Annotated in this window: 21 protein-coding genes and 3 pseudogenes; 19 read left to right on the top strand and 5 right to left on the bottom strand. The window is 63.1% G+C overall.

The features are described from left to right. The first annotated feature begins 4 nt into the window (after nt 1–4). The 15 genes and pseudogenes from KHO18_RS10360 (at nt 5) to KHO18_RS10300 (ending at nt 11,797) form a co-directional block, all read left to right on the top strand. Entirely contained in the window at nt 5–319 is a 315-nt protein-coding gene (locus tag KHO18_RS10360) for a hypothetical protein (RefSeq protein ID WP_143093919.1), read from the top strand. A gap of 355 nt (nt 320–674) precedes the next feature. After that, nucleotides 675–1,028: a colicin E5-related ribonuclease gene (locus KHO18_RS10355; protein ID WP_211943135.1), complete on the top strand. Its 354-nt coding sequence runs from the start codon at nt 675–677 to the stop codon at nt 1,026–1,028. Between the two features lie 5 nt (nt 1,029–1,033). Next, entirely contained in the window at nt 1,034–1,363 is a 330-nt protein-coding gene (locus KHO18_RS10350; RefSeq protein WP_092297487.1) for a colicin immunity protein, read from the top strand. 141 nt (nt 1,364–1,504) lie between these two features. Beyond that, nucleotides 1,505–1,834 carry a hypothetical protein gene (locus KHO18_RS10345; RefSeq protein WP_244844691.1) on the top strand — a complete coding sequence of 110 codons (330 nt, stop codon included), beginning with the start codon at nt 1,505–1,507 and terminating at the stop codon, nt 1,832–1,834. Further along, complete coding sequence (locus tag KHO18_RS10340; RefSeq protein WP_211943133.1) at nt 1,831–2,289, top strand: DUF2846 domain-containing protein; 459 nt, start codon at nt 1,831–1,833, stop codon at nt 2,287–2,289. The genes KHO18_RS10345 and KHO18_RS10340 overlap by 4 nt, the downstream gene beginning before the upstream one ends. Nucleotides 2,290–2,351: 62 nt before the next feature. Further along, entirely contained in the window at nt 2,352–4,181 is a 1,830-nt protein-coding gene (locus KHO18_RS10335; protein WP_211943132.1) for a DUF637 domain-containing protein, read from the top strand. A gap of 15 nt (nt 4,182–4,196) precedes the next feature. Beyond that, nucleotides 4,197–4,601: a hypothetical protein gene (locus KHO18_RS10330; RefSeq protein WP_144203476.1), complete on the top strand. Its 405-nt coding sequence runs from the start codon at nt 4,197–4,199 to the stop codon at nt 4,599–4,601. Nucleotides 4,602–4,741: 140 nt separating this feature from the next. After that, nucleotides 4,742–4,914, top strand: a pseudogene (locus KHO18_RS28800) (DUF2846 domain-containing protein); the annotation flags it as partial. A gap of 62 nt (nt 4,915–4,976) precedes the next feature. After that, entirely contained in the window at nt 4,977–6,926 is a 1,950-nt protein-coding gene (locus tag KHO18_RS10325) for a DUF637 domain-containing protein (RefSeq protein ID WP_144203474.1), read from the top strand. A 3-nt stretch (nt 6,927–6,929) separates the two neighbouring features. Continuing rightward, nucleotides 6,930–7,133 (top strand): hypothetical protein, encoded by a 204-nt coding sequence (locus KHO18_RS10320; protein ID WP_144203472.1) that lies wholly within the window; start codon nt 6,930–6,932, stop codon nt 7,131–7,133. A 227-nt stretch (nt 7,134–7,360) separates the two neighbouring features. Further along, a pseudogene (locus tag KHO18_RS10315) lies at nt 7,361–7,822 on the top strand (DUF2846 domain-containing protein). Nucleotides 7,823–7,884: 62 nt separating this feature from the next. After that, nucleotides 7,885–10,014, top strand: a complete 2,130-nt coding sequence (locus tag KHO18_RS10310) for a DUF6883 domain-containing protein (protein WP_211943131.1) — start codon at nt 7,885–7,887, stop codon at nt 10,012–10,014. A gap of 5 nt (nt 10,015–10,019) precedes the next feature. After that, the gene (locus tag KHO18_RS28735) at nt 10,020–10,229 is read left to right on the top strand and encodes a DUF4926 domain-containing protein (protein ID WP_144194986.1); all 210 of its coding nucleotides are present in this window, start codon (nt 10,020–10,022) and stop codon (nt 10,227–10,229) included. Between the two features lie 232 nt (nt 10,230–10,461). Next, nucleotides 10,462–10,593, top strand: a pseudogene (locus KHO18_RS28795) (DUF2846 domain-containing protein); the annotation flags it as partial. Between the two features lie 109 nt (nt 10,594–10,702). Beyond that, nucleotides 10,703–11,797, top strand: coding sequence for a M14 family metallopeptidase (locus KHO18_RS10300; protein ID WP_144194988.1), 1,095 nt, complete (start codon nt 10,703–10,705; stop codon nt 11,795–11,797). 15 nt (nt 11,798–11,812) lie between these two features. On the opposite strand, the gene KHO18_RS10295 is transcribed toward KHO18_RS10300, so the two are convergent. The 5 genes from KHO18_RS10295 to sctQ form a co-directional block, all read right to left on the bottom strand. Further along, entirely contained in the window at nt 11,813–12,715 is a 903-nt protein-coding gene (locus KHO18_RS10295) for a LysR substrate-binding domain-containing protein (protein ID WP_144194990.1), read from the bottom strand. A 90-nt stretch (nt 12,716–12,805) separates the two neighbouring features. Beyond that, nucleotides 12,806–14,038 (bottom strand): metal-dependent hydrolase family protein, encoded by a 1,233-nt coding sequence (locus KHO18_RS10290; protein ID WP_144194992.1) that lies wholly within the window; start codon nt 14,036–14,038, stop codon nt 12,806–12,808. 25 nt (nt 14,039–14,063) lie between these two features. Continuing rightward, nucleotides 14,064–15,368, bottom strand: coding sequence for an MFS transporter (locus KHO18_RS10285; RefSeq protein ID WP_211943129.1), 1,305 nt, complete (start codon nt 15,366–15,368; stop codon nt 14,064–14,066). A 127-nt stretch (nt 15,369–15,495) separates the two neighbouring features. Further along, entirely contained in the window at nt 15,496–16,155 is a 660-nt protein-coding gene (gene sctR / locus KHO18_RS10280; protein WP_144194996.1) for a type III secretion system export apparatus subunit SctR, read from the bottom strand. Then, nucleotides 16,152–17,240, bottom strand: coding sequence for a type III secretion system cytoplasmic ring protein SctQ (gene sctQ / locus KHO18_RS10275; RefSeq protein ID WP_211943128.1), 1,089 nt, complete (start codon nt 17,238–17,240; stop codon nt 16,152–16,154). The genes sctR and sctQ overlap by 4 nt, the downstream gene beginning before the upstream one ends. A gap of 348 nt (nt 17,241–17,588) precedes the next feature. On the opposite strand from sctQ, the gene sctV reads away from it, so the two are divergent. The 4 genes from sctV to KHO18_RS10255 all read left to right on the top strand — a co-directional run. Further along, a complete protein-coding gene (sctV, locus tag KHO18_RS10270; RefSeq protein ID WP_244844689.1) occupies nt 17,589–19,640 on the top strand; it encodes a type III secretion system export apparatus subunit SctV in 2,052 nt (683 codons plus the stop codon). Between the two features lie 12 nt (nt 19,641–19,652). Next, nucleotides 19,653–19,919, top strand: coding sequence for a type III secretion system export apparatus subunit SctS (gene sctS / locus KHO18_RS10265; protein ID WP_144195002.1), 267 nt, complete (start codon nt 19,653–19,655; stop codon nt 19,917–19,919). Between the two features lie 48 nt (nt 19,920–19,967). Beyond that, the gene (gene sctC, locus KHO18_RS10260) at nt 19,968–21,683 is read left to right on the top strand and encodes a type III secretion system outer membrane ring subunit SctC (RefSeq protein WP_144195004.1); all 1,716 of its coding nucleotides are present in this window, start codon (nt 19,968–19,970) and stop codon (nt 21,681–21,683) included. Then, nucleotides 21,684–22,174 (top strand): FHA domain-containing protein (locus tag KHO18_RS10255; RefSeq protein ID WP_280527756.1); only part of this gene is annotated, 491 nt, incomplete at its 3' end.

The raw sequence follows: 22,174 nt of genomic DNA, 5'->3' as shown, positions 1-22,174 counted from the left end.
TATTATGCCGAGCGCGCTTTCGATTCTCGTCGGTAAAAAAATTGTTGAAATTGACATGACTCCACAGGACGGTGGAGTCATGTTTGAGGAGGGTATAACTTTAAATATATATAATAGTTATGAGGTAACTTTCAAGGATCCAGAGCGCTCGCCGTTAACTGGCTCGATCGTTGTGAGGGTTGAGGAAACTACGGAAGAAGCGATCATTGTCCTAGATAATGGTGTTTGCGTGAAGGTGGCGTTAACGAGCGATGCTTATTTCGGCCCTGAGGCAATGCAACTTCGCGTTCCAGGAAAATCAATTGTTATTTGGAGTTGACGCTCACTGCCTTAAGCTCAGTTTCCTTCTTCGTGCCATGCGCAAGTTCCAAAAAAAGACAGACTGGCGCGCTGTTGGGGCGTGACGTAACTTCCGCCGGGTTGGCTGCGCAGAACGAGGCCATCAATAACGCGACCAGTGCCGCGATGGTCCCGAAGCCGGCGCCCAGTGGGCCTGGCGGCACCGCCTTCCCGAACAACGGTCCGCGGAAGACCGACCCGCTGACGAATCCGCTAGAAGTAGAGAATGATGGTGTCCCATTGGGACGCCGAACAATGGGCCGCAGGGCGGGACGCTGACGGGTACGCCAGCAAGCGGGCCACAGGGACCAACGATTCTGAGTAATCCCGGGTGTATGCTGATGCCGGCGCTCTGCGCGGGTCTCACGCTTATCGCGCAGATTCAGAACGGCATTGGAATGCCGGTAGCCAATGTCACTATCGACAGTAAGATTACCGGCCAACTCGGCGCGCGAGGGTGGACGCAACAAGGCGTGAGAACCGTCATTAGTGATGGGCCGGTCGGTACTACATTCGACAACCGATCCGCATCTAAAACACCAGATGGTTTGCCGAGGAACGATCCTGCATCTGTATATGGATCAAAAAATGGTTACGTCGTAGTAAATAATCGGACAGGCGAGGTTGTTCAGGTAAGTGGAAAGAATGGCCCAGGTTGGATACCCGACAGCCGAATTCAGTGGAAATGACCGCAATGAAGATCGATCTCCAGCAGCGCTACACCTCATCGGAGGACTTCTTTTCCCTCGGCGGAAGTGTTGTGATGAAGCTGACTAAGGAAGCAGCGCTCAAAATTTGTGAAGGGGCGGTGGAGCAAGGGCTGGTCATTGCCCGGGTTGAAGGAGGTATTTGGCACGCGCCAGGATTCGAAGCGAGGCTAGATTGCGTTTGGGATGGAGTTGATCCTCCTGTTGATCGTCGGGAGGCCGAACGGAACAATTACGCTGCGGCTGCCTTTATTCGATCAGAGAGTGCCGAGCATGACGTCTTTGTGCTCACTGCGCCGTCGATGGCAGGGTGGTAGGCGGCAGTGTCGAACGAATCAGTCTTCGGTAGGATTCGGTGTTTTCCATCGATGTTTTGATCTTCATTCTTTATGCTTATGAAAGCTATTCGCTTTGTTTTCTCAATTGTGGCCGTTGTCGCCATGACAGCATGCGCCCCAATGATCTCCACATCGCCTGCGCACCTCGCGCTTGTGCAGCCGAGCACAGACAATAACCGCATCCAGTTCCAGTCCGAAGTCCCAGTCAAACTGGACACCGGCTACACCCGCACCCTACGCGAGAAATCCATTTGGACCCGCATCGGCCAAGTCCCCCAGGGCGACGTCTACCGCCCCTTCGGCACCATTTTCACCATCGAAGGCCGCCAGGTCCACGAAGCGTATCTGGTCGTCAAGGACCGTCAACTAGTCGGGTTTTATCTTCCCGGGGAAGATCAATATTCCCCGCTTTCCACCGCAGTACCCTTAACATTTGGAGAAGTTGAATGAAACGAGTCGTTCGCCTCGCGCTGACCGGTATGGCCTTGTCGTTCCTGATGGCCGGCTGCGCTTCTGGCGTGAAGCATTCGGAAATGGCGTCTTCCATCCCATCGCTCAAATCGGGCGAGGGTCGCGTGTATTTCCTGCGCTCGGCGTCGATGTTTGGAGCTGCGGTCCAGCCCGATCTCCGCCTGAATAACGAAGTGGTGGGTGAATCGAAGCCGGGCGGCTTCTTCTTTGTAGATCGTCCTGCTGGCAAATACGTCGCCTCGGCCGCCACTGAGACGGAGAAGACCCTCAGCTTTGTGCTCGATTCCGGGGAAACCAAGTATGTGCGCAGCTCGCCGTCGATGGGCCTGATGGTTGGTCGCGTCGTACTGGAGCTGGAAACGCAGGAAAAAGCCAAAGAGGATCTCGCCTCGCTGAGCTATACGGGCGATCAAGTCAAGACGGCTGCGAAGTAACTGAAGTCGTTGGGAGGGAGGCTCCGGCACCCTCCAAGCTGAGGCGTTGCGCCCTTAGCTGATTGGCTTATCAGGTCTACCTGCCGGACGGCTACGTCCAGGCGCTGGCGACGCCCAACGGCGGCACGATCAGCGGGCAGAACGTCAGCCTGGACATCGACGGGCAACTGCGTAACAGCGGCCAGATCACGGCCGGTGATTTGCTGCAGGTGAAGGCGGGCAGCCTGGACCTGAGCCCGAACGTGGTGGACATCGGCACGAATGCGTACAAGGCGCAGGGCGGCTGGAACGTGGTGACCGGCACGGTGGTGCAGCCGGGCGGCTTCCTGTCGGCGATGCGCATGGACATCGACGCCGGCACGATCCACGCGGTGAACGACGCCTTCCGCATCACCCGTGCCGACGGCACCGTGGACGAGGAAGCCAGCGCGGCGCTGGTGGCGCAACTGAAGGAGAGCCTCGGGCTGAACTACACCGAGGACACGCTCCAGGACGACATCCACACCCGCTTTATCAAGGAAAAGAAGGGCTTCGGCATCATCGGCCAGATCGTGGCGATGGTCGCGGCGGTGGCGATTTCGATTGTTACGGCGGGGGCGGGGGCGGTTGTTGTCACAGCGGCGTTTGGTGCGACGTTTGCCGGTTCCGTGATGGGCGTTGCGCTATCGGCGGCGATCTCCGGCTTGGTTGCCGGTACGTTGTCCAGCATGGTGACGCAGGTCATTACCACGGGCTCGCTCAACCTCGGCGCCGCGCTGAAAGCAGGCGCGGTATCCGGCCTAACGGCCGGCCTGACCCAAGGCGCGATGGGAGCTTTGGACCTCAGCTCTCCCGGGGTGACAAGCTTTGGCGACAACATCGCCAAGGGCGACTGGGCTGCGGTGCAGGCGAACCTGGGGAATTACGTCGAAGCAACGGTAGTCCGCTCTGCCATCAGCGCGGGCGTGAACACCGTGGCCTATGGCGGAAGCTTTGGGCAGGCGTTCGTGGGTGGGCTGGTAAGGGATGCGGCAGCAGTTGGGGCCAACGCCGTGGGAGTAAGCGCGCCGGGTATTGGCATGCCGGGCTCGGACCCCTCGACGATCCTGACCAATGTGTTGGGACATGCGCTGGTGGGCTGCGCCGCGCAGAGCCTTACAGGTGGTGATTGTGCAGGAGGCGCGATCGGCGGCGCGGCGAGTGCTATTGCGGCGCCGTTGATTCGGGACGAGGTCTACGCGGGCAGCAATGTCGTCAACTACAGCGATGACAAGGTTCGGCAGGCTCTGACGGTTGGGCTTGCGACGCTGATTGGAGGAGCAACTGGCGCGCTGTTGGGCGCCGATGTTACCTCCGCCGGGATGGCGGCGCAGAATGAGGCGCTGAACAATGCGACGAGCGGGAGCAAAAAGACTGGCACGCCGGACGAGATTCGGAAGTTCCTCGACAAGGAGCGGGCAGCATTTGGGCAGACGCGCTCCACTACTGGTAACGGTCTGGCCGATGCACCGGTGGTCTCGCCGAGTCCACTGGTACTCGGCGGGGCTCGCAGCCCGGTGCCGGTCTACAATGCCCAAGGCGCGGCAAGAGCGGCGGCGAATAGTGGAAACTGGTCGGATGGCTCGTTAAGCCAAACAATACAGAATATTGCGGGATCGAATGCGCAAGTCACATACACCACATCTGGAAAAACCGTCTATACGAATCCGTCTACCGGTGCGTCCGTGGTTTATGATAACGCCGGTAATTATTTCCGCGTTCAAAGTTCAACGGGACAATATTTAGATAAGAGCGGGAGCCAAATCCCCAACAACGTTCCATTGGTTGGAAATGGAAAGACGACGCAAACGGGTGTCCCTTCGGGGGTGAGAAATGGATTGACGCATTTCAAAAATGATGATGCGCGTAAATAACTGGAGACGATTTCGATGAAAATGCAAGAATCGACGTTTTCGGTCGCTGCAGGTGCGGGAAGTGAATCGGAGCCAAATGCTGATTCATTTCGGCTCTCCGGGTTGTCGTCAGAGTGGTTATTTTCCTCTGGTTTTTGGCAAGATCTCAATGTGGAAATAGGGACAATATTCGATCAATTTGAGGAAGATGAGGTCGATTCATCGGTTACAGAGAAGGTTGCGAATTATCTATGGAAAAGGATTGATATGTTGATTGTGAATCCAATTTATAAAATAGAATTCGTACGTGGTTGGACCTCCTCAAATGAGCCTCTGATCGAAGCTGTTGAGCGGGACAAACTAATTTTTGAATTAAAAGGGCTTCATACTTTCCTTGTGGCATCTTTAGTAAGGGCTCAACGGGTACTATTTTCCCTCTGATCAGCGATTATATTTGTCGCCGTACTGATGGCAGTATTGCGGTGTTTTTTATGCCAGAGTGATGAATCTTTCCCGCAGGGGGCGGAGGGGTCGAAAAGGGTCTTTCGGCCTAACGTTTCAGGGAACCCAAAGTGATGATGCAGACCCTCAGCTTTGTGCTCGTTTCTGGGGAAACGAAGTCGTACGCAGTTCGCCGTCGATGGGCCTGATGGTCGGTCGCGTCGTGCTGGAATTGGAAACGCCGGAAAAAGCAAAAGAGGATCTCGCCTCGCTGAGCTATACGGGCGATCAAGTCAAGACGGCTGCGAAGTAACTGAAGTCGTTGGGAGGGAGGCTCCGGCACCCTCCAAGCTGAGGCGTTGCGCCCTTAGCTGATTGGCTTATCAGGTCTACCTGCCGGACGGCTACGTCCAGGCGCTGGCGACGCCCAACGGCGGCGCGATCAGCGGGCAAAACGTCAGCCTCGATTTCGACGGCCAACTGCGCAACAGCGGCCAGATCACGGCCGGTGATTTGCTGCAGGTGAAGGCGGGCAGCCTTGACCTGAGCCCGAACGTGGTGGACATCGGCACGAATGCGTACAAGGCGCAGGGCGGCTGGAATGTTGTGACGGGAACGGTGGTGCAGCCGGGCGGGTTCCTGTCGGCGATGCGCATGGACATCGACGCCGGCATGATCCACGCGGTGAACGACGCCTTCCGCATCACCCGCGCCGACGGCACCGTGGACGAGGAAGCCAGCGCGGCACTGGTGGCGCAACTGAAGGAGAGCCTCGGGCTGAACTACACCGAGGACACGCTCCAGGACGACATCCACACCCGGTTTATCAAGGAAAAGAAGGGCTTCGGCATCATCGGCCAGATCGTGGCGATGGTCGCGGCGGTGGCGATTTCGATTGTTACGGCGGGTGCGGGGGCGGCGCTGATGGGTGTGGCCATGGCCCAGATGACGGTCGCGCAGGCGATGATTGCCGTGGCCATCGATGCGGCTATCTCCGCCACGTTGTCGAGCATGGTGAGCCAGGTGATCACAACAGGCTCGCTGAATATCGGCGCGGCGCTGAAGGCGGGCGCCGTCTCTGGGTTGACGGCCGGGCTCACGCAAGGCGCACTGGGCGCGCTCAACCTCAGCGCCCCGGGGGTAAGCAGCTTTGGTGACAACATCGCCAAGGGCAACTGGGCAGCGGTGCAGGCGAACGCCGGCAGCTATATCCAGGCCAGCATCGTGCGCTCCGCGATCAGCGCCGGCGTAAATACGGCCGTCTATGGCGGGAGCTTTGGACAGGCGTTCGCCGGTGGGCTGGTGCGGGATGCGGCGGCAGTTGGGGCCAACGCGGTAGGGGTAAGTGCGCCGGGCATCGGCATGCCGGGCTCGGACCCGTCGACTATCCTCACCAATGTGCTGGGACATGCACTGGTGGGCTGCGCGGCACAGAGCCTGAGCGGTGGGGACTGTGCTGGTGGCGCGATTGGCGGGGCGGCGAGTGCTATTGCGGCGCCGTTGATTCGCGATGAAGTATATGCCGGCAGCGATGCCGTCAGATACAGCGATGATGCCGTTCGGCAGGCACTTACAGTTGGTCTTGCGACGTTGATTGGTGGTGCAGCCGGCGCGCTACTGGGTGCTGACGTGACCTCAGCCGGCTTGGCGGCGCAGAACGAGGCGATCAACAACGCCACCGCCATGATGGTGCCGAGACCTGCGCCAACTGGGCCGGGCGGAACGTACACCCCGAACAACGGCCCGCAGAAGTCCGACCCGTTGGCGAATCCGCTGGAAGCGGAGAATGATGGTGGGCCCATTGGGACGCCAAACAATGGGCCGCAGGGCGGGACGCTGACGGGGACGCCCGCAAGCGGTCCACAAGGGCTGACAATTTTGGCAAATCCGGGGTGTGGCTCGGCTGCAGGCTTGGGTTGTGTCGGACTTTCGGTTATTGCTTCCGTCAAGGACGGTGTTGACAAGCTTTCCAACGCGCTCGGCATGAGTACACCCGCCGGTGCCGACAGCGCCGCGAATACGGCCAATAGCGAGAGGCTGGCGAATCAGCTGACCGCTGAGCAAATAGCAAATGGTCACGCGTTTGACAAGCATGTGCTAATTCAGAATGAGTTCGGAGGTTCTATTACATCGAAACAGCAGTTTGCTGAAAAAATTGAGACTATACTCAACAACCCATCGGCGACCAAGCAATTGAGTAATGAGCGCGCAGCATACTGGGATGACGCGACCGGCGTGGTGATAATTGTTAATCCGAAGGCTTCGGATCGTGGAACTGCATTTAAGCCGACGAATGGTAAGATTTATTTCGATAATCTAAGGTGAGACATGAAAATCAATGAAGTCGAGGGTAAGATTGCTCAAATCGAGCTTGATTGTGAGGAGTTGCTTACGCTCAACGCAGCACTCAACGAGATTTGTAACGGAATAGATGTCCATGAATTCGAAACTAGAATAGGAACCTCTCGTGCGGTTGCGGAGAAATTGATGGCAGAGATTCAAATGGTGCTAGACCAGATTCCGAAAAGCTAACTCCAAAATCCAACCGCAAGGCAACTCGCAATAACTGCGAGGACATCGTTCCGAAGTGTTGATAAGAACGCCATCACAGGCCCCGGGATAGGATGGTCGCCCGCATCTATGAAAGAAAATCGGTGGTTTTTTGCATCAACGAGCCGGTCATCGAACTATTTTTTGTATTCACAAATAGTTTTCAAGAGCCAGTGCATGTGCATTAACGGGACGCCCCGAAATTTTTAATGAAACGAGTCGTTCGCCTCGCGCTGGCCGGTATGGCCCTGTCGTTCCTGATGGCCGGTTGCGCTTCGGGCGTGAAGCATTCGGAAATGGCGTCTTCCATCCCGTCGCTAAAAAATTGGGCGAGGGGCGTGTTTTTTTCCTGCGCTCGGCGTCGATGTTCGGTGCTGCCATCCAGCCCGATATTCGCCTGAATAACGAAGTGGTGTGAGAATCGAAGCCCCGGCGGCTTCTTCTTTGTGGATCGTCCGGCTGGGAAGTACGTCGCCGCGGCTGCCACCGAGACGGAGAAGACCCTCAGCTTTGTGCTCGATTCCGGGGAAACCAAGTACGTGCGCAGCTCGCCGTCGATGGGCTTGATGGTGGGTCGCGTGGTACTGGAACTGAAGACGCCGGAAAAAGCAAAGGAAGATCTCGCTTCGCTGAGCTATACGGGCGACCAGGTCAAGACGGCTGCGAAGTAATAGGAAGTGTTGGGAGGGAGGCTCCGGCACCCTCCAAGCTGAGGCGTTGCGCCCTTAGCTGATTGGCTTATCAGGTCTACCTGCCGGACGGCTACGCCCAGGCGCTGGCGACGCCCAACGGCGGCACGATCAGCGGGCAGAACGTCAGCCTGGACATCGACGGGCAACTGCGTAACAGCGGCCAGATCACGGCCGGGGACCTGCTGCAGGTGAAGGCGGGCAGCCTGGACCTGAGCCCGAACGTGGTGGACATCGGCACGAATGCGTACAAGGCGCAGGGCGGCTGGAATGTGGTGACGGGCACGGTGGTGCAGCCGGGCGGGTTCCTGTCGGCGATGCGCATGGACATCGACGCCGGCACGATCCACGCAGTGAACGACGCCTTCCGCATCACCCGTGCCGACGGCACCGTGGACGAGGAAGCCAGCGCGGCGCTGGTGGCGCAACTGAAGGAGAGCCTCGGGCTGAACTACACCGAGGACACGCTCCAGGACGACATCCACACCCGGTTTATCAAGGAAAAGAAGGGCTTCGGCATCATCGGCCAGATCGTGGCGATGGTGGCTGCGGTGGCGATCTCGATTGTTACGGCGGGGGCGGGGGCGGCGCTGATGGGTGTGGCCATGGCCCAGATGACGATCGCCCAGGCAATGATTGCCGTGGCCATCGATGCAGCCATCTCGGCCACGCTGTCGAGCATGGTGACCCAGGTCATCACAACCGGTTCGTTGAACATCGGCGCGGCGCTGAAGGCGGGCGTTGTGTCTGGCATGACAGCTGGGGCGACCCGAGGCATTACAGCGGGATTTAACCTCGGTGACACCGGTATTGGTAGCTTTGGCGACAATCTTGCCCAAGGTAATTGGGCGGCGATGCAGGATAGTGTCGTCAATTACATGGAGGCAACCGTCGTCCGGTCAGCGGTCAGTGCTGGCGTGAATACGATTGCTTATGGCGGGAGTTTTGGGCAGGCGTTTACGGGTGGGCTGGTAAGGGATGCGGCGGCGCTCGGGGCCAACGGCATTGGTGTGAATGCACCGGGCATTGGCATGCCGGGCTCGGATCCGTCGACGATCCTGACCAACGTATTGGGACATGCGCTGGTGGGTTGCGCTGCGCAAAGCCTGACGGGTGGTGATTGTGCAGGAGGCGCGATCGGCGGCGCGGCGAGTGCTATTGCGGCGCCGTTGATTCGGGATGTTGTCTATGCCGATAGCCCAGTACTCAACTACAGTGACGACAAAATTCGGCTGGCGGTTACCGTCGGTCTGGCAACGCTTGTAGGGGGGGCTGCGGGCGCGCTTCTGGGTGCTGACGTCAATTCGGCAGGGTTGGCGGCACAGAATGAAGCGATCAATAACGCTACGAGTCGATATCAGAACGTTAAGGATCCTCGTTTTCAGGCCAATGTAAAGGCGTTGGGCGAGTGTGTCGATCCGGTGTCCTGCCGCTCCAACGCCGCCTTCCTGGAGGCGCAAGTCGGAGTGCTGAGCGATGCAAAGATCGCAGGCATGTGCGGTGGCAATGCAGATTGTGTATCTGCCAGGCAGGAGGAGCGAAGCCTATATCAGCAAGCATACGGGCAGGCGATCTCACACCAAAATCCCGACGTGGCAGCACGCGATTATCTGGGCCGGGTGAGCGAGACGCAAGGAAGTGGCTATACGGCTACTCAGCTTGATGCGGCATTTCAGCGCTACAAATTGGGCGTAAGCGATTCGGCCAACCCTGTAGATGTCTTTGTGACGAAGGCAATCATCGGGAATGTTGCGTTGTTCGGAGCAATTAAGGGGGTGACCGGGATTGATTCAGATGGAGGAGGGAGTTCCAGAGGGCCCACCAGTGCGAATGGTGCGGGGCTACTGAAGAATGCTGAGAATGCTGTCATTGACTCGCGTAAGATCGTCAGTTATGCGCTAGATTCAACCCATCCGGTTGGCGGTAACAAGGCGATTGTTTTTGAGTCTGCACTGGGTTTCAATCAATCAAACGCAGATGGCCTCCTAGCGCAACTCCAGCAAGGAGTAACAAAGTACCCGGCCACACTTGGGAAGGTGGATCAGTTTGGGCAACGGTTCACCGTGGACATTCCTGTGACCGGTCCAAACGGCAAAACGGTGCCGGTTCGTACGGGCTGGATCTATGATCCAGGTTCATCTGTTCCACGGTTGACAACTGCGTATGTCAAGTAATTACCATGGTTAATGCAAATCTCTTGGATGTAGTCCTATTGACTGAAGACATTCCCGAAGAAGGGCTGCGCGCTGGCATGAAGGGGACAGTGGTTGAAGTCCACCAAAACCCGTACCTAGCCTATGAAGTGGAATTTTGTGACGAAATGGGGAGGACCTCGGCTCTCGTGGCCTTGTTACCAAATCAGATAAGAGTTGTCTGGAGACAAAGCTGACATACCGCGTTCAGGGGAGGCATGATCAGGCCTGACCGCGCTCGGCACGGATGACCCACGAATCTGGATGACTTCAATGCACAGAAAAGATACCTTCTGCAGAAGGTGCGGCTACAAGAATTTTGTCTCGAAATTAATTGAGACTATTCGAAAGCGAAAGAATCTGTGATGAGATTTCATCATCTTGCGCTAGCGTTATCGGTTGCCCTCAGTGCATGCGCCCCCCAAGTAGGTGCGCAGTTCGCCGTCGATGGGCCTGATGGTTGGTCGCGTCGTGCTGGAACTGGAAACGCCGGAAAAAGCAAAAGAGGATCTCTCGTCGCTGAGCTATACGGGCGATCAGGTCAAGACGGCCTCGAAGTAACAGAAGTCGTTGGGAGGATGCTGGCTTCGGCATCCTCCACGGTAAGCCTTGGCACACCCCCAAAAAATGGCGTTAAATAAACAAATCTCCACTCCCTCCAGGCCCCGCCATGCCTGCCAGCGCCAGCCCCATCGCCCGCTGCTTTGCCCAGCGCTACGCGGAAGCCAGACAGAAATTCCTCACCGCAGCGCGCCAGGCCGGCGCCACGCTGACTGAATTCCCCCATCCCACCGAAACCGGTAGCGAAGGCGAGGTACTCGCCATCGATGTTGCGTGGATCGGCGCCGTCGATGCTTCGCGCGTATTAATGATCACTTCTGGCACGCACGGCGCCGAAGGGTTTTGTGGATCTGGTGCGCAGGTGGCATTGCTGGGCGATACCGCGCTCCACGCGGAGTGCCGTCAGGCCGGCTTCGCGCTGTTGTTGGTCCATGCGGTGAATCCGTACGGGTTTTCGCACCTGCGGCGGGTGAATGAGGATAACGTCGATCTGAATCGCAATTTCATGGATTTCGATCAACCCCTGCCGACGAACGCGCCGTATGCGGAGGTGGCGCCGTTGTTGCTGCCAGCGCACTGGCCGGCGTCGGATGCGGATCAGGCCGCGCTGATGAAGATTGCGGCCGAGCGCGGCATGGGGTGGTATCAGGCAGCGGTCAGTGCCGGGCAGTATCACGATCCGGGCGGGCTCTTTTTCGGCGGGCAGAAGCCGACCTGGAGCAACTACACGCTGCGGCGCATTCTGGCGCGCTTTGGCACGGACCGGCAGGCGCTGCGTTGGATCGACATCCACACCGGTCTTGGCCCGTGGGGCTATGGCGAGCCGATCTACATGGGGCCGGACGAGCCCGCGCAAATCGCCAAGGCCCGCGAGATCTGGGGGCCGTGTGTGACGTCGATCTACGACGGCTCGTCGACGTCGGCCAACCTCACGGGGTTGGCGTGGCAGGCGGTGCCGCAGACGCTGGGCACCATCGACTATGCGGGCATCGCGCTCGAATTCGGCACGCTGCCGCTGGCGGAGGTCCTCGATGCGCTGCGGGGCGACCACTGGCTCCACCGCCACCCGGAGGCCGACGAAAACCAGCGCGCGCTGATCAAGCATGCGGTCTGGCGGGCGTTTTATGGGGATGCCGATGACTGGCGCGACGGCGTGGTCGCGCAGGTGCTGGAGGCGGTGCGGAAGGGCGTGGGGATCGCCTAGCGGTGCATCGGCAAGCTACGCCTGCGCGCCGCTCTGTTCCACGAGCCAATTCCGGAACGAGCGTGCCGCCGCCGGCTCCACGCGGTCGCGCGGCCAGACCGCGTAGTAGCCGCCGCCCAGCGAGGCGCTTGCATCGCAGGCCCGCACCAGCACGCCAGAATCCAGGCAGTTGTCGATCATGTGCCGCCAGCCGAGCACGATGCCCTGGCCCTCGATGGCCATCTGCACGAGCACCGGATAGGCGTTGACCACCAGTTCATGTTCGATGCGCGGATCGCGCAGGCCATTGCGTGTGAGCCACGTGGGCCACGACATCCACTGCCGCTGGGCGTCTTCGAGCACCAGCAGTGTCTCCTTCGGCAGGTCGGCCACGGCCAGCTTGCGGCCGCGCAGGTAGCCGGGCGCGCACACGGGAAAGACCTCCTCGTCGTAGAGCCGCCGCGCGGCCAGGCCGCTCGGGGCACCTTCGCGCAGGTAATAGAGGCCGATATCGAAGTCCGTGCCCGCCAGCGAGGCCAGGCTGTCGTTGACGATGAGTCGCACGCGGTAGTCGGGATGCTGCGCGCGGAACGCGGCGAGCCGGGGCGCCAGCCACAGCACCGCCACGCCGGACGAGCAGGCCACCGACAGCTCGACGTGCCCCTTGCGCTTCATCACGTCTTCCGTGGCCTCGGCGCAGGCCACCAGCAGGCGCTGCACCTGCTCTGCGTACTGCTGGCCGGCAACGGTCAGCCGCAGCGCGCGCGGTTCGCGCACGAACAGCTTCTTGCCGAGAAAGCGCTCGAGTTGCGCCACCTGCCGGCTGATGGCGCTTTGGGTGAGATGGAGTTCAGTGGCCGCGCGCGTGAAGCTGCCGTGGCGCATGGTCGATTCGAAGGCGACCAGGCAGGGCAGGGGCGGCAGGGGTGTGATGCGCATGGGGGAACGAAAACATGGCGGCAGGAGCCGCCATGATAAGTCCCACGCCGGGCGGCGACACGTTTTACCGTTCGCCACCCGAGTCTTGCACTAGCGAGGTGCCTGATGCACCCGGCCGGCCTGCATGACGAGCCCGATGCGGGCATCGGGGCCGGCCAGCACGCCGATGTCGGTGAGCGGGTCGCCATCGACGGCAATCAGGTCGGCCAGCGCGCCGGCGCGTACCGTGCCGAGTTCCCCGTCGCGCTCGAGGATGGCAGCGGCGATGGAGGTAGCCGAGCGAATCGCCTCGAGGTTGCCGAGCAGTTCCGCGCGGATGCGGAATTCCTCGGACTGGTACTGGTGCATTTCCCCGAGCAGGTCAGAGCCGAAGCCCATCTGCACGCCGGCTTCGGCGTAGATGGCCAGCGAATCGCGTCCGGCCTGGCGCACGGTCTCGATCTTGGCGACCGAGTCGGCGGGCAGGCCGAGGCGTGCGCCGTCGCGCGCCAGTGCGTCGTAGGTGATCAGGGTGGGTACGACAAAGGCGCCGTGATCGCGCATCACGCGGGCGGCGGCGGCATCGACAAGGTTGCCGTGCTCGATGGTCCGCACGCCGCAGCGCACGGCGCGGGTGATGGCGCGGCCCGTGTAGGCGTGAGCCATCACGTAGGTCTGGGCGGCCTCGGCCTCGGCCACGATGGCGCGGATCTCGTCCTCGCTGTACTGCGTGTTGCCGATGGGGTCGGTCGGCGACGCCACGCCGCCCGATGCCATGATCTTGATCTGCGTGGCACCCTTCTGGATTTCCTCGCGCACGGCCAGGCGCACGGCATCGACACCATCCGCCACGCGGGCGATGGCCCCGGCACGGAACGCGCACGAGCAGGGCTCGAGCGTGTCCGAGCGCGGCCGGAAGTCGCCATGGCCGCCAGTCTGCGAGAGCGCCTTGCCGGACGGGAAGATGCGCGGCCCCGGAATCAGCCCGGTCGCCACGGCCTGCGAGAGGCCCCAGTCCGCCCCGCCGGCATCGCGCACGGTGGTGAAGCCGCGCTCCAGCATGCCCCGCATGATCGGCATGGCGCGGAAGGCCACCAGCACGTTGGGCTGCACCGCGTTCACGCCCAGGTTGGCCAGCGAGGCCAGCACATGCACGTGGCAGTCGATCAGGCCCGGCATCACGGTCTTGCCGGTCACGTCGATCAAAGTGGCCTGCGGCGCGTGGATGGGCGTGGCCGAGACCTCGACGATCCGTTCACCGTCGATCAGGACATCATGGCGCGGCAGCGTCGTGCCGCGTGCGGGGTCGAGGACGTTGCCGCCCTGGAGCAGGATTTGAGTCATGAGGCTGTAGCGGAAAGACTTCCGTTCAATGCTTGCGAAGATAGGCGGGCTCGCGAACCAGACGCGTGCCGACGAAGCTGATGGCGGCGGCAATCATCACGTAGAAGGCCGGTGCCATGGTGCTGCCCGTGGTGGCGATCAGCCACGTGATGAAGAACGAGGCGAAGCCGCCGAAGATCGTCACGGCCATGTTGTAGGCCACCGAAAGTCCCGTGGACAGCACCTTGGCCGGGAACAGTTCCGCGAAGGCGGCCAGGATCGGGCCGGTATAGGTGGCAATCAGCACACCAAACACCACCTGGAACACCAGCAGCGAGGCCAGCCCCGGGGCATGGTTGATGTAGGCGAACATCGGCCAGGCCAGCACGAAGATCAGCGCGGCGGCGCCGGAGAGCAGCCCACGGCGGCCGATGCGGTCCGCCAGCAGGCCGACGATGGGCGCGAACACCATGATCGCCATGCCCCCGGCCATGCCGGCGACAAAGCCGGTGGATTGCGGCACCTTGAGCACCTTCACGGCGTAGGTCGGCATGTAGAACAGCAGCACGTAGGTGCAGACCGTCCACAGGATCACCATCGAGAAGCTGGCGGCGGTCTGGCGCGGGTAGTCGCGCAGCACCTCGGTCAGCGGCGAGTCGGTCTTGTCGGTGGTCTCGCGGAAGGTGGGCGTTTCCTCCAGGTGATGGCGGATGTAGTAGCCCACGGGGCCGATCACCATGCCCAGCAGGAACGGCAGGCGCCAGCCCCAGCTATTGAGCGCCTCGGTGCTCAGGGAGGCCGTGACGAAAGTGCCTACGGCGGCGCCGAGCAGCACGGCCACGCCGATACTGGCCTGGATCCAGCTCGAGTAATAGGCACGCTGGTTTTCCGGCGCGTATTCGGTCAGGAAGGCGGTGGCGCCGCCCATCTCGCCGCCGGCGGAGAAGCCCTGCATGAGCCGGGCCACCACGATCAGCAGCGGCGCAAACAGGCCGATCTGGTCATAGGTGGGGGCGATGCCGATCAGCGTGGTGCCCAGCGCCATCAGCAGGATGGTCAGCGAGAGCGCGGCCTTGCGGCCCACGCGGTCGGCGTAGACGCCGAGGATGATGCCGCCCACGGGGCGCATGAAGAAGCCCACCCCGAACGTGGCCACGGCCAGCAGCAGTGACGACAGGTCGTCACCGGTGGGGAAGAACAGCCTGGCGATGATCACGGCGAAGAAGCTGTACACCGTGAAATCGAACCATTCGAGCCCGTTGCCGATCACCGTGGCGATGATGGCGCGGCGTCGCTGGCTGGCGGCGACGCGGGGTTGGTCGGCCGCATAGGCGGGGGCGCTGGCTTGCATGTCTCTCTCTCCCTTTCTGGCAGTTGAGGCCGATGTTAGGGGCGCCACGATGACGCGAGAAACGAAATCTGCGCATGCGGCCATGACGTCAGCGCATGCATGGGCTGTGCCAGCCCCCTGCCAGCCGCTACCGATACGACAGCACCAGCCCCTGTATCAGCTGCGTCCAGCCTTCCAGCATCACGAACAGCAGCAGCTTGAACGGCACCGAGATGGTGGTCGGGGCGATCATCGACATGCCCAGCGCCAGCAGGATGGCGGCGACGATCAGGTCCACTACGACGAACACAAGATAGACCACGAAGCCGATCTGGAACGCGCGCGTGAGTTCGGAGAGCGTGAAGCTCGGGATCAGCACCATCATGTCGTCCGGCTTGAGGTCCTCGGCGCGACCCTCGGGCCAGATCCGCTTGGCCGATTGGACGAAGAAGGTGCGGTTGCGTTCCTCGGTGTGCTTCACCAGGAACGCCTTCAGCGGCCCGCTTACGGCGTCGTAGACCACCACCACGTCCCCCACGTTGAACGCGGCGTTGGACTCGGCGCGGCGCTTCATGGCGTCGAACGCGTCGGAGCCGATCGGCGCCATGATGTAGGCGGTCAGGATGATGGCGATGCCGTTCAGCACCATGTTGGGCGGCACCTGTTGCAGCCCCAGCGCGGCGCGCAGCAACCCGAACACGATCACGAGCTTGGTGTAGCTGGTCACCATCAGTGCCACGAACGGCGCCACGCCAAAGGCGAGGATGACGGTGAGGATCAGTACCGGATTGTAGAGGCCGTTGTTCATGCGTCGCCTGCCGCGAAGGTCGCCACGCGCACGCCGAGCCGGTTGCCCACGGCGATCAGGGTGCCGGTGCCGATGCGGTTGCCGTTCACCACGATGCGTACCTCGCTCTGCTTGAGTGGCTGGGGCAGCTCGAACACGTAGCCCGGCTTCACGGCGCGCAGTTCGGCCAGTGGCACCGCCACGTCGCCCACCTCGAAGCGCAGTTCCACTTCCAGGCCGTCCAGATGCGAAAGCGTCGCCTGCGCCGCATCGGGATGCGGGATGTCGGCCGGCGTGCCGGGCTCGCCAGCAGCGCGCTGTCCTTCGGGATGTGTGTCTTCCATATGGGCTCCATGGAGGAAGGTGATGTCGTCCAGTGCCGTCACGCGGCGGCCTTCGGCCACGGCGGTCCACGCCATGCCGCGCTGGCCCGTGGCGCAGCGCACCACCAGTGCGCCCGCCTGTGACTGCCAGCGCTCGATGCTGACGATGTCGCCCGGCTCGATGCCGCGCATGTCGCCCACCGTGATCGTGGTGGTGCCGATGCGCACGGCAAGCGGAGCCGGCAGGGCCGCCAGCCACGGTGCGGACCGCGCGGGCGGCGCGGCTGGCAATGCCGCCAGCCGTTCGGGCGATTCGAACTGAAGCACCGCGCGCAGCGGTGCGGCGCCGGGCCGCGTCAGTTCCACGCCGAGCGCGGCGAGGTTCGACGGCCACGCGGCAGGCGCCGGATGCCACGCCAGTGGGTCCGGTTGCACCGCCGCGACGGCAGCGGCCACATCGGCACAGGCGTCCGCCATGATCGCGTGGCGCAGCAGCACGGGTAGCGCCTCGGCGGCGCCCGGCACGCCCAGCAGGGTGCGCTCGCTCGCCACGTCCAGGCAGATGCGCCCGTGGCGCGTGCCGAGCGTGAAGGCATAGCCCTGCGCCCACCGCGCGGCGATGGCGCCGTCCGGCGGCACAAAGCGGGCGCGCCAGTCGTGGCCGGCCAGCCGCAGCGGCACGGGCGCGGCGCGGCAGGTCAGCCAGTTCATCAGGCGCGCGGTGTCGGCCTCCACATGAGGCAGGTCTGGCGCGGTATCCAGCGTGGCCACGTTCGATGGCATGTCGCGGTGCGGTCGGTCCCGGTTGATGGATGGAGGGTGTCCCTCGATTCGGGCCAACAATACGCAGCCGGGTGCAGCCGCGTCCACTACGAGCCCTTGTAGGCCCCCAACTGTGCGCATGCGCCATTGCCTAGGCAGCCCCGCCGTGGCGCGGTTGGGCGCGAAATGGCGCGGCGTGTGCGCCATGCGCTACGAATCCTCGGTACTGGTCGCGCCCGGAGGTGGCCCATACACTGCGGCAACTGTCGAAACTCCGCTCAACCTGGCTGATTCATGGCGAAATTCCCGGCAAAACTTCCGGCATTCCCACGTGGTGGTCCGGGGCCCGCTTCACCGGGGCTCCAGCAGATGGCCGCCGTGGCGTCGCGCCAGTCGGACCTCGCGCTGACGCTGCTGCTGTTCGCCGTGATCGCGCTGTTCGTGCTGCCGCTGCCCACGTTCCTGCTCGACTTCCTGCTCACGATCAACCTGGGCATGAGCCTGACGCTGCTGATCGTGGCCACCTATATTCCGTCCGCGCTGTCGCTGTCCACGTTCCCGTCGCTGCTGCTGTTCACCACGCTGTTCCGGCTGTCGCTCAATATCGCCTCGACCAAGCTGATCCTGCTGCACGCCAATGCAGGCCACATCATCGACACCTTCGGCAAGCTCATCGTCGGCAACAATGTGGTGGTGGGCGGCGTGGTGTTCCTGATCATCGCCATCGTGCAGTTCATCGTCATCGCCAAGGGCTCGGAGCGCGTGGCGGAAGTGGGGGCGCGGTTCGCGCTGGACGCCATGCCGGGCAAGCAGATGAGCATCGACGCCGACGTGCGTGCCGGCACCATCTCGGCCGCCCAGGCGCAGGACCGCCGCCGTGGGCTGGAGCAGGAATGCCAGCTGCATGGCGCGATGGATGGCGCGATGAAGTTCGTCAAGGGCGACGCCATCGCCGGCGTGGTGATCGCGCTGGTCAACATCCTGGCCGGCGTCTGCATCGGCACGCTGATGCACGACATGAGCATCGGCGACGCACTGCAGCGCTACGCCATCCTGACCATCGGCGACGGCATGGTGTCGCAGATCCCGTCGCTGCTGGTCTCCATTGCGGCCGGCGTGGTCATCACGCGGGTCTCCTCGGACGAGGACCGCACCCGCTCGCTGAACCTTGGCAACGTGATTGGCCGGCAACTGCTGGGCCAGCCGAAGGCGCTGGTGGTGTCGGGGCTGGCCATCGCCGTGTTCCTGGTGGTGCCGGGCTTCCCGAAATGGACCTTCGCGATCATGGCCATTGTGGTGGCTGGCGGCGGCTACCTGCTGATGCGCCGCGCCGCGCGCAGCACCGGCACGGTCACGTGGATCGAGATGGGCGATGCGGAGGTGGGCGCGGACGCCAATGCCGCTGCCGTGGCCCCGGCGCTGGCGCTGGAGCTGGACGACGCCCTGCGCGGCCGCATCGACCTGCGCCAGTTCGAGCAGCGCATGACCACCACCAAGGGCGAGGTGGAGGCGGACCTCGGCATGGTGTTCCCCCGTCTGCGGATCGCGCATCGCCCGCTGGCCGAGCGCGACGCCTACGCCATCCGCGTGCAGGACGTGGTGGCGTCGGCCGGCGTGCTGCGCCCCGGCAAGCGGCTGCTGGAGCCCGGCGCGCGGGCCCGTATCGACCAGGGCGAGGCCGAAGTCGGCGTGCCCTTCGGCCCGTTCCCCGAGGTGGTATGGATTCCCGCGCCCGCCGGCGACACGCCGCCGCCTGAGGGCGTACGCACGCTGTCCTGTGAGGAAGTGCTGGCCGTGCACGTCGGCGCCATGATCAAGCAGCATGCGGCGCCGCTGCTCGGCATCCAGGACGTGCAGGCGATGATCCACGTGGTGCAGGCCGATGCGCCGGACCTGGTCATGGAACTGGCCCGGGTGGTGCCGTTGCAGCGCATCACCGACGTGCTGCGCCGCCTGCTGCAGGAAGGCGTGCCCATCCGCAACCTGCGCACGATCTTCGAAAGCCTGGTGACCTGGGCGCCGAAAGAGACCGACGCCATCGCGCTGACCGAACTGGTGCGCGTGGACCTGGGCCGGCTGATCACCAGCCGCCACGTGGGCCCGGCACGGTCGATCGATGCCGTGCTGTTCGAACCGGCGCTTGAAGCGCGCGTGCAGGGCGCCATTGAGCGCGCGGCGCGCGGCAACCTGTTGCTGCTGAGCCACGACGTGACGCGCGACATCCGCGAGCAACTGCGCGTGCTGCTCGAGAAAGCCGGCGCCGCACGTGTGGTGGTGGTGGTCGGCACGGATGTGCGGCGCTATATCAAACGGCTGATCGAGCCCGTGGCGCCACGTATCGCCGTGCTGTCGTACCAGGAGGTCGACGAAGACGTGACGCTGGTGCCGGTGGGCTGGATCCAGAACCCGGCGAGCGAATAAGAGCCGCCCGCCATGACTGCCGACACCATCCTCGACATCACCCGCCAGGCGCTGCTGGTGGTGCTGTGGGTCACGCTGCCCGTGGTGCTGATCGGCACCGTGGTGGCGCTGGTGGTAGCCGTGCTGCAGGCCGTCACCCAGATCCAGGACCAGAGCATCGGCACCTCCACGCGGCTGATTGCCGTGCTGGTGTCGCTGGTGCTGCTGGGCGGCTGGCTGGGCGGCGAGGTGCTGCGCTTTGCGCAGCGCGCGCTGCAAACGATGCTGACGTTTCTCTGAAGTGCCGCTCCGCAACCTTCCACAAGAACCGAAAGAGACCGAGCCGACATGACGCCGCACCCTGGGGAGCACCGAAACAAGATCCAGCGCACCTGCATGGCGCTGCTGCTGGGCCTGTGCCTGCTGGCCACGGCGGGGAGGGCGGGCGCGGCTGACCTGCGCTGGTCCGGCAAGCCGTTCGCGGCCACCGCCAGCGACAAGCGGCTGCCGGACTTCCTGCGCGAGCTGGCCGCCTCGCAGGGGACCACGGCCGTGATCGACCCAAAGGTGGAGGGCACCATCAGCGGCAAGTTCACCGAATCCGCCCAGCACGTGCTGCGCAGTGTCTGTGCGATGTTCGGGCTGACGTACTACTACGACGGCTCGCTGCTCTATATCGACGTGGCCAGCGAGGCGCGCAACGAGGTGATTCCGATTGCGCGCGGCGCGGGCACGCGGCTGCGCGAGTCGCTCGTACGGATGCAGGTGCCCGATGCGCGCTACCCGATCACGATCAACGACGCCGAAGGCACGCTGATGGTCTCCGGGCCCAAGCGCTATGTGGAGACGGTGCGCGCCGCCGTGCGCGCCGTGGACGACCGTTCCATCGCCGACGACCGCGCCGAGGTGCAGCTGTTCCCGCTCAAGTATTCCTGGGCGTCTGACTTCCGCATCAACCGCTCGGGCAAGGAGATGACCGTGCCCGGCGTGGTCAGCGTGCTGCGCAATCTCTATGGGCGCAATCGCGGCTCGCTGGCGAATTCGAACCCCAGCCTGGGCACCAGCCGTGGTGCCACGCGCATGGCCAAGCTGCGCACCGGCGACAGCGGCGGCATGAGCATCCCCTCCGCCGATCCGGGCCAGGTGCTGGACAGCATGGGCGGCAACGGCATGATTGCCGCCGATGTGCAGGGCAACACCTGGGGCAGCGGCCAGCTACCGCAGTTCCAGGCCGATACCCGGCTCAACGCCGTGCTCGTGCGCGACACGCCCGACCACATGGCCCAGTACCGCCGCTTGATCGAATCGCTGGATGTGAAGCCGCGGCTGGTCGAGATCGAGGTGACGATCATGGATATCAGCCAGGAAGACCTGGACAGCCTTGGCGTGGACTGGCGCCTGCACACGCGGCACGTGGATCTGCAGATCGGCGGCGGCAATAACAACTCGCCGCTGACCTTCGGCAACCTGACCTCGGAGGCTGGCACGACGGCGGCGTCAGCGGCTTCCGGCCTCCAGTTCACGGGCGCCATCGGCAACGACGTCACGCGCTTCCTGCTCACGCGCGTCAAGGCGCTGGCGGACCGGGGCCAGGCGAACTTCGTCGCGCGGCCCAAGGTGCTGACGCTGGACAACACCGAAGCCGCGCTGGAGAACCTGCAGGAGTTCTACGTACGGGTGGATGGCTTCCAGGATGCCGGCCTGTTCAACGTGACTGCCGGCACGGCGGTGCGCGTGACGCCGCTGGTCGTCGATGAAAGCCAGAGCCGCGCGGTGATGCTGACCATCGACATTGCCGACGGCAACCTGTCCGGCGAAACCGTGGACCGGATTCCGGTGGTGCGGCGCCGCTCGATCACCACACAGGCGATGGTGGAGGAGGGCAAGAGCCTGCTGATCGCCGGGTATACCACCGAGGAGCGCATCAATGCCTCGTCCGGGGTGCCGCTGCTGCAGGACGTGCCGATCATCGGCAACCTGTTCAAGTACCAGGAGAAGCGCCAGAACAATATGGAGCGCTTCTACCTGCTCACGCCGCGCCTCGTGGTACCGGGGATGAGCTAAATGGCCGACATCATGCATGAGGGCAACTCGGGCTGGTCGCTCCGGTTCCTCGGGGGCGATGTCTACGGCCGGCTGGTCACGCTGCGGCGCGGCGAGAACGTGCTGGGCGCCGCCGGCGAGGTGGACATCAGCGTGCCCGGCGCCGATGTACAGCCGCGCCATCTGGTGCTCAACGTGGGCGACGTGGCGGTCTCGGCCGAGCGTGTGGGCGACGCCGCCGTGGAGATCAACGGGCGTCCCACCACGCAGCGCGTGTTTGCGCTGGCCGGCGGGGACATCCTGACCATCGGCTCGCTCGATGTGGAACTGCTGCGCGCGCAGCCGGCGGCGACGGAAGCCACTGACACCCTGTTCGCGTGGGCCGAGTCTGGCCGCCGCGCCGAGCGGCAGGCGGACGGGCAGGGCGAGGGCGAAGCGGCCCGCCGCCATGGGCGTGCCCTGATGGCGGCGCTGGGCCTGGCGGCGACGGTGCTGCTGGTGGGCGCTGGCTG

The organism is Cupriavidus campinensis (assembly GCF_905397395.1).
In the GTDB taxonomy this organism is placed as follows: domain Bacteria; phylum Pseudomonadota; class Gammaproteobacteria; order Burkholderiales; family Burkholderiaceae; genus Cupriavidus; species Cupriavidus campinensis.
This window is presented reverse-complemented; position numbering and strand designations above follow the sequence as displayed.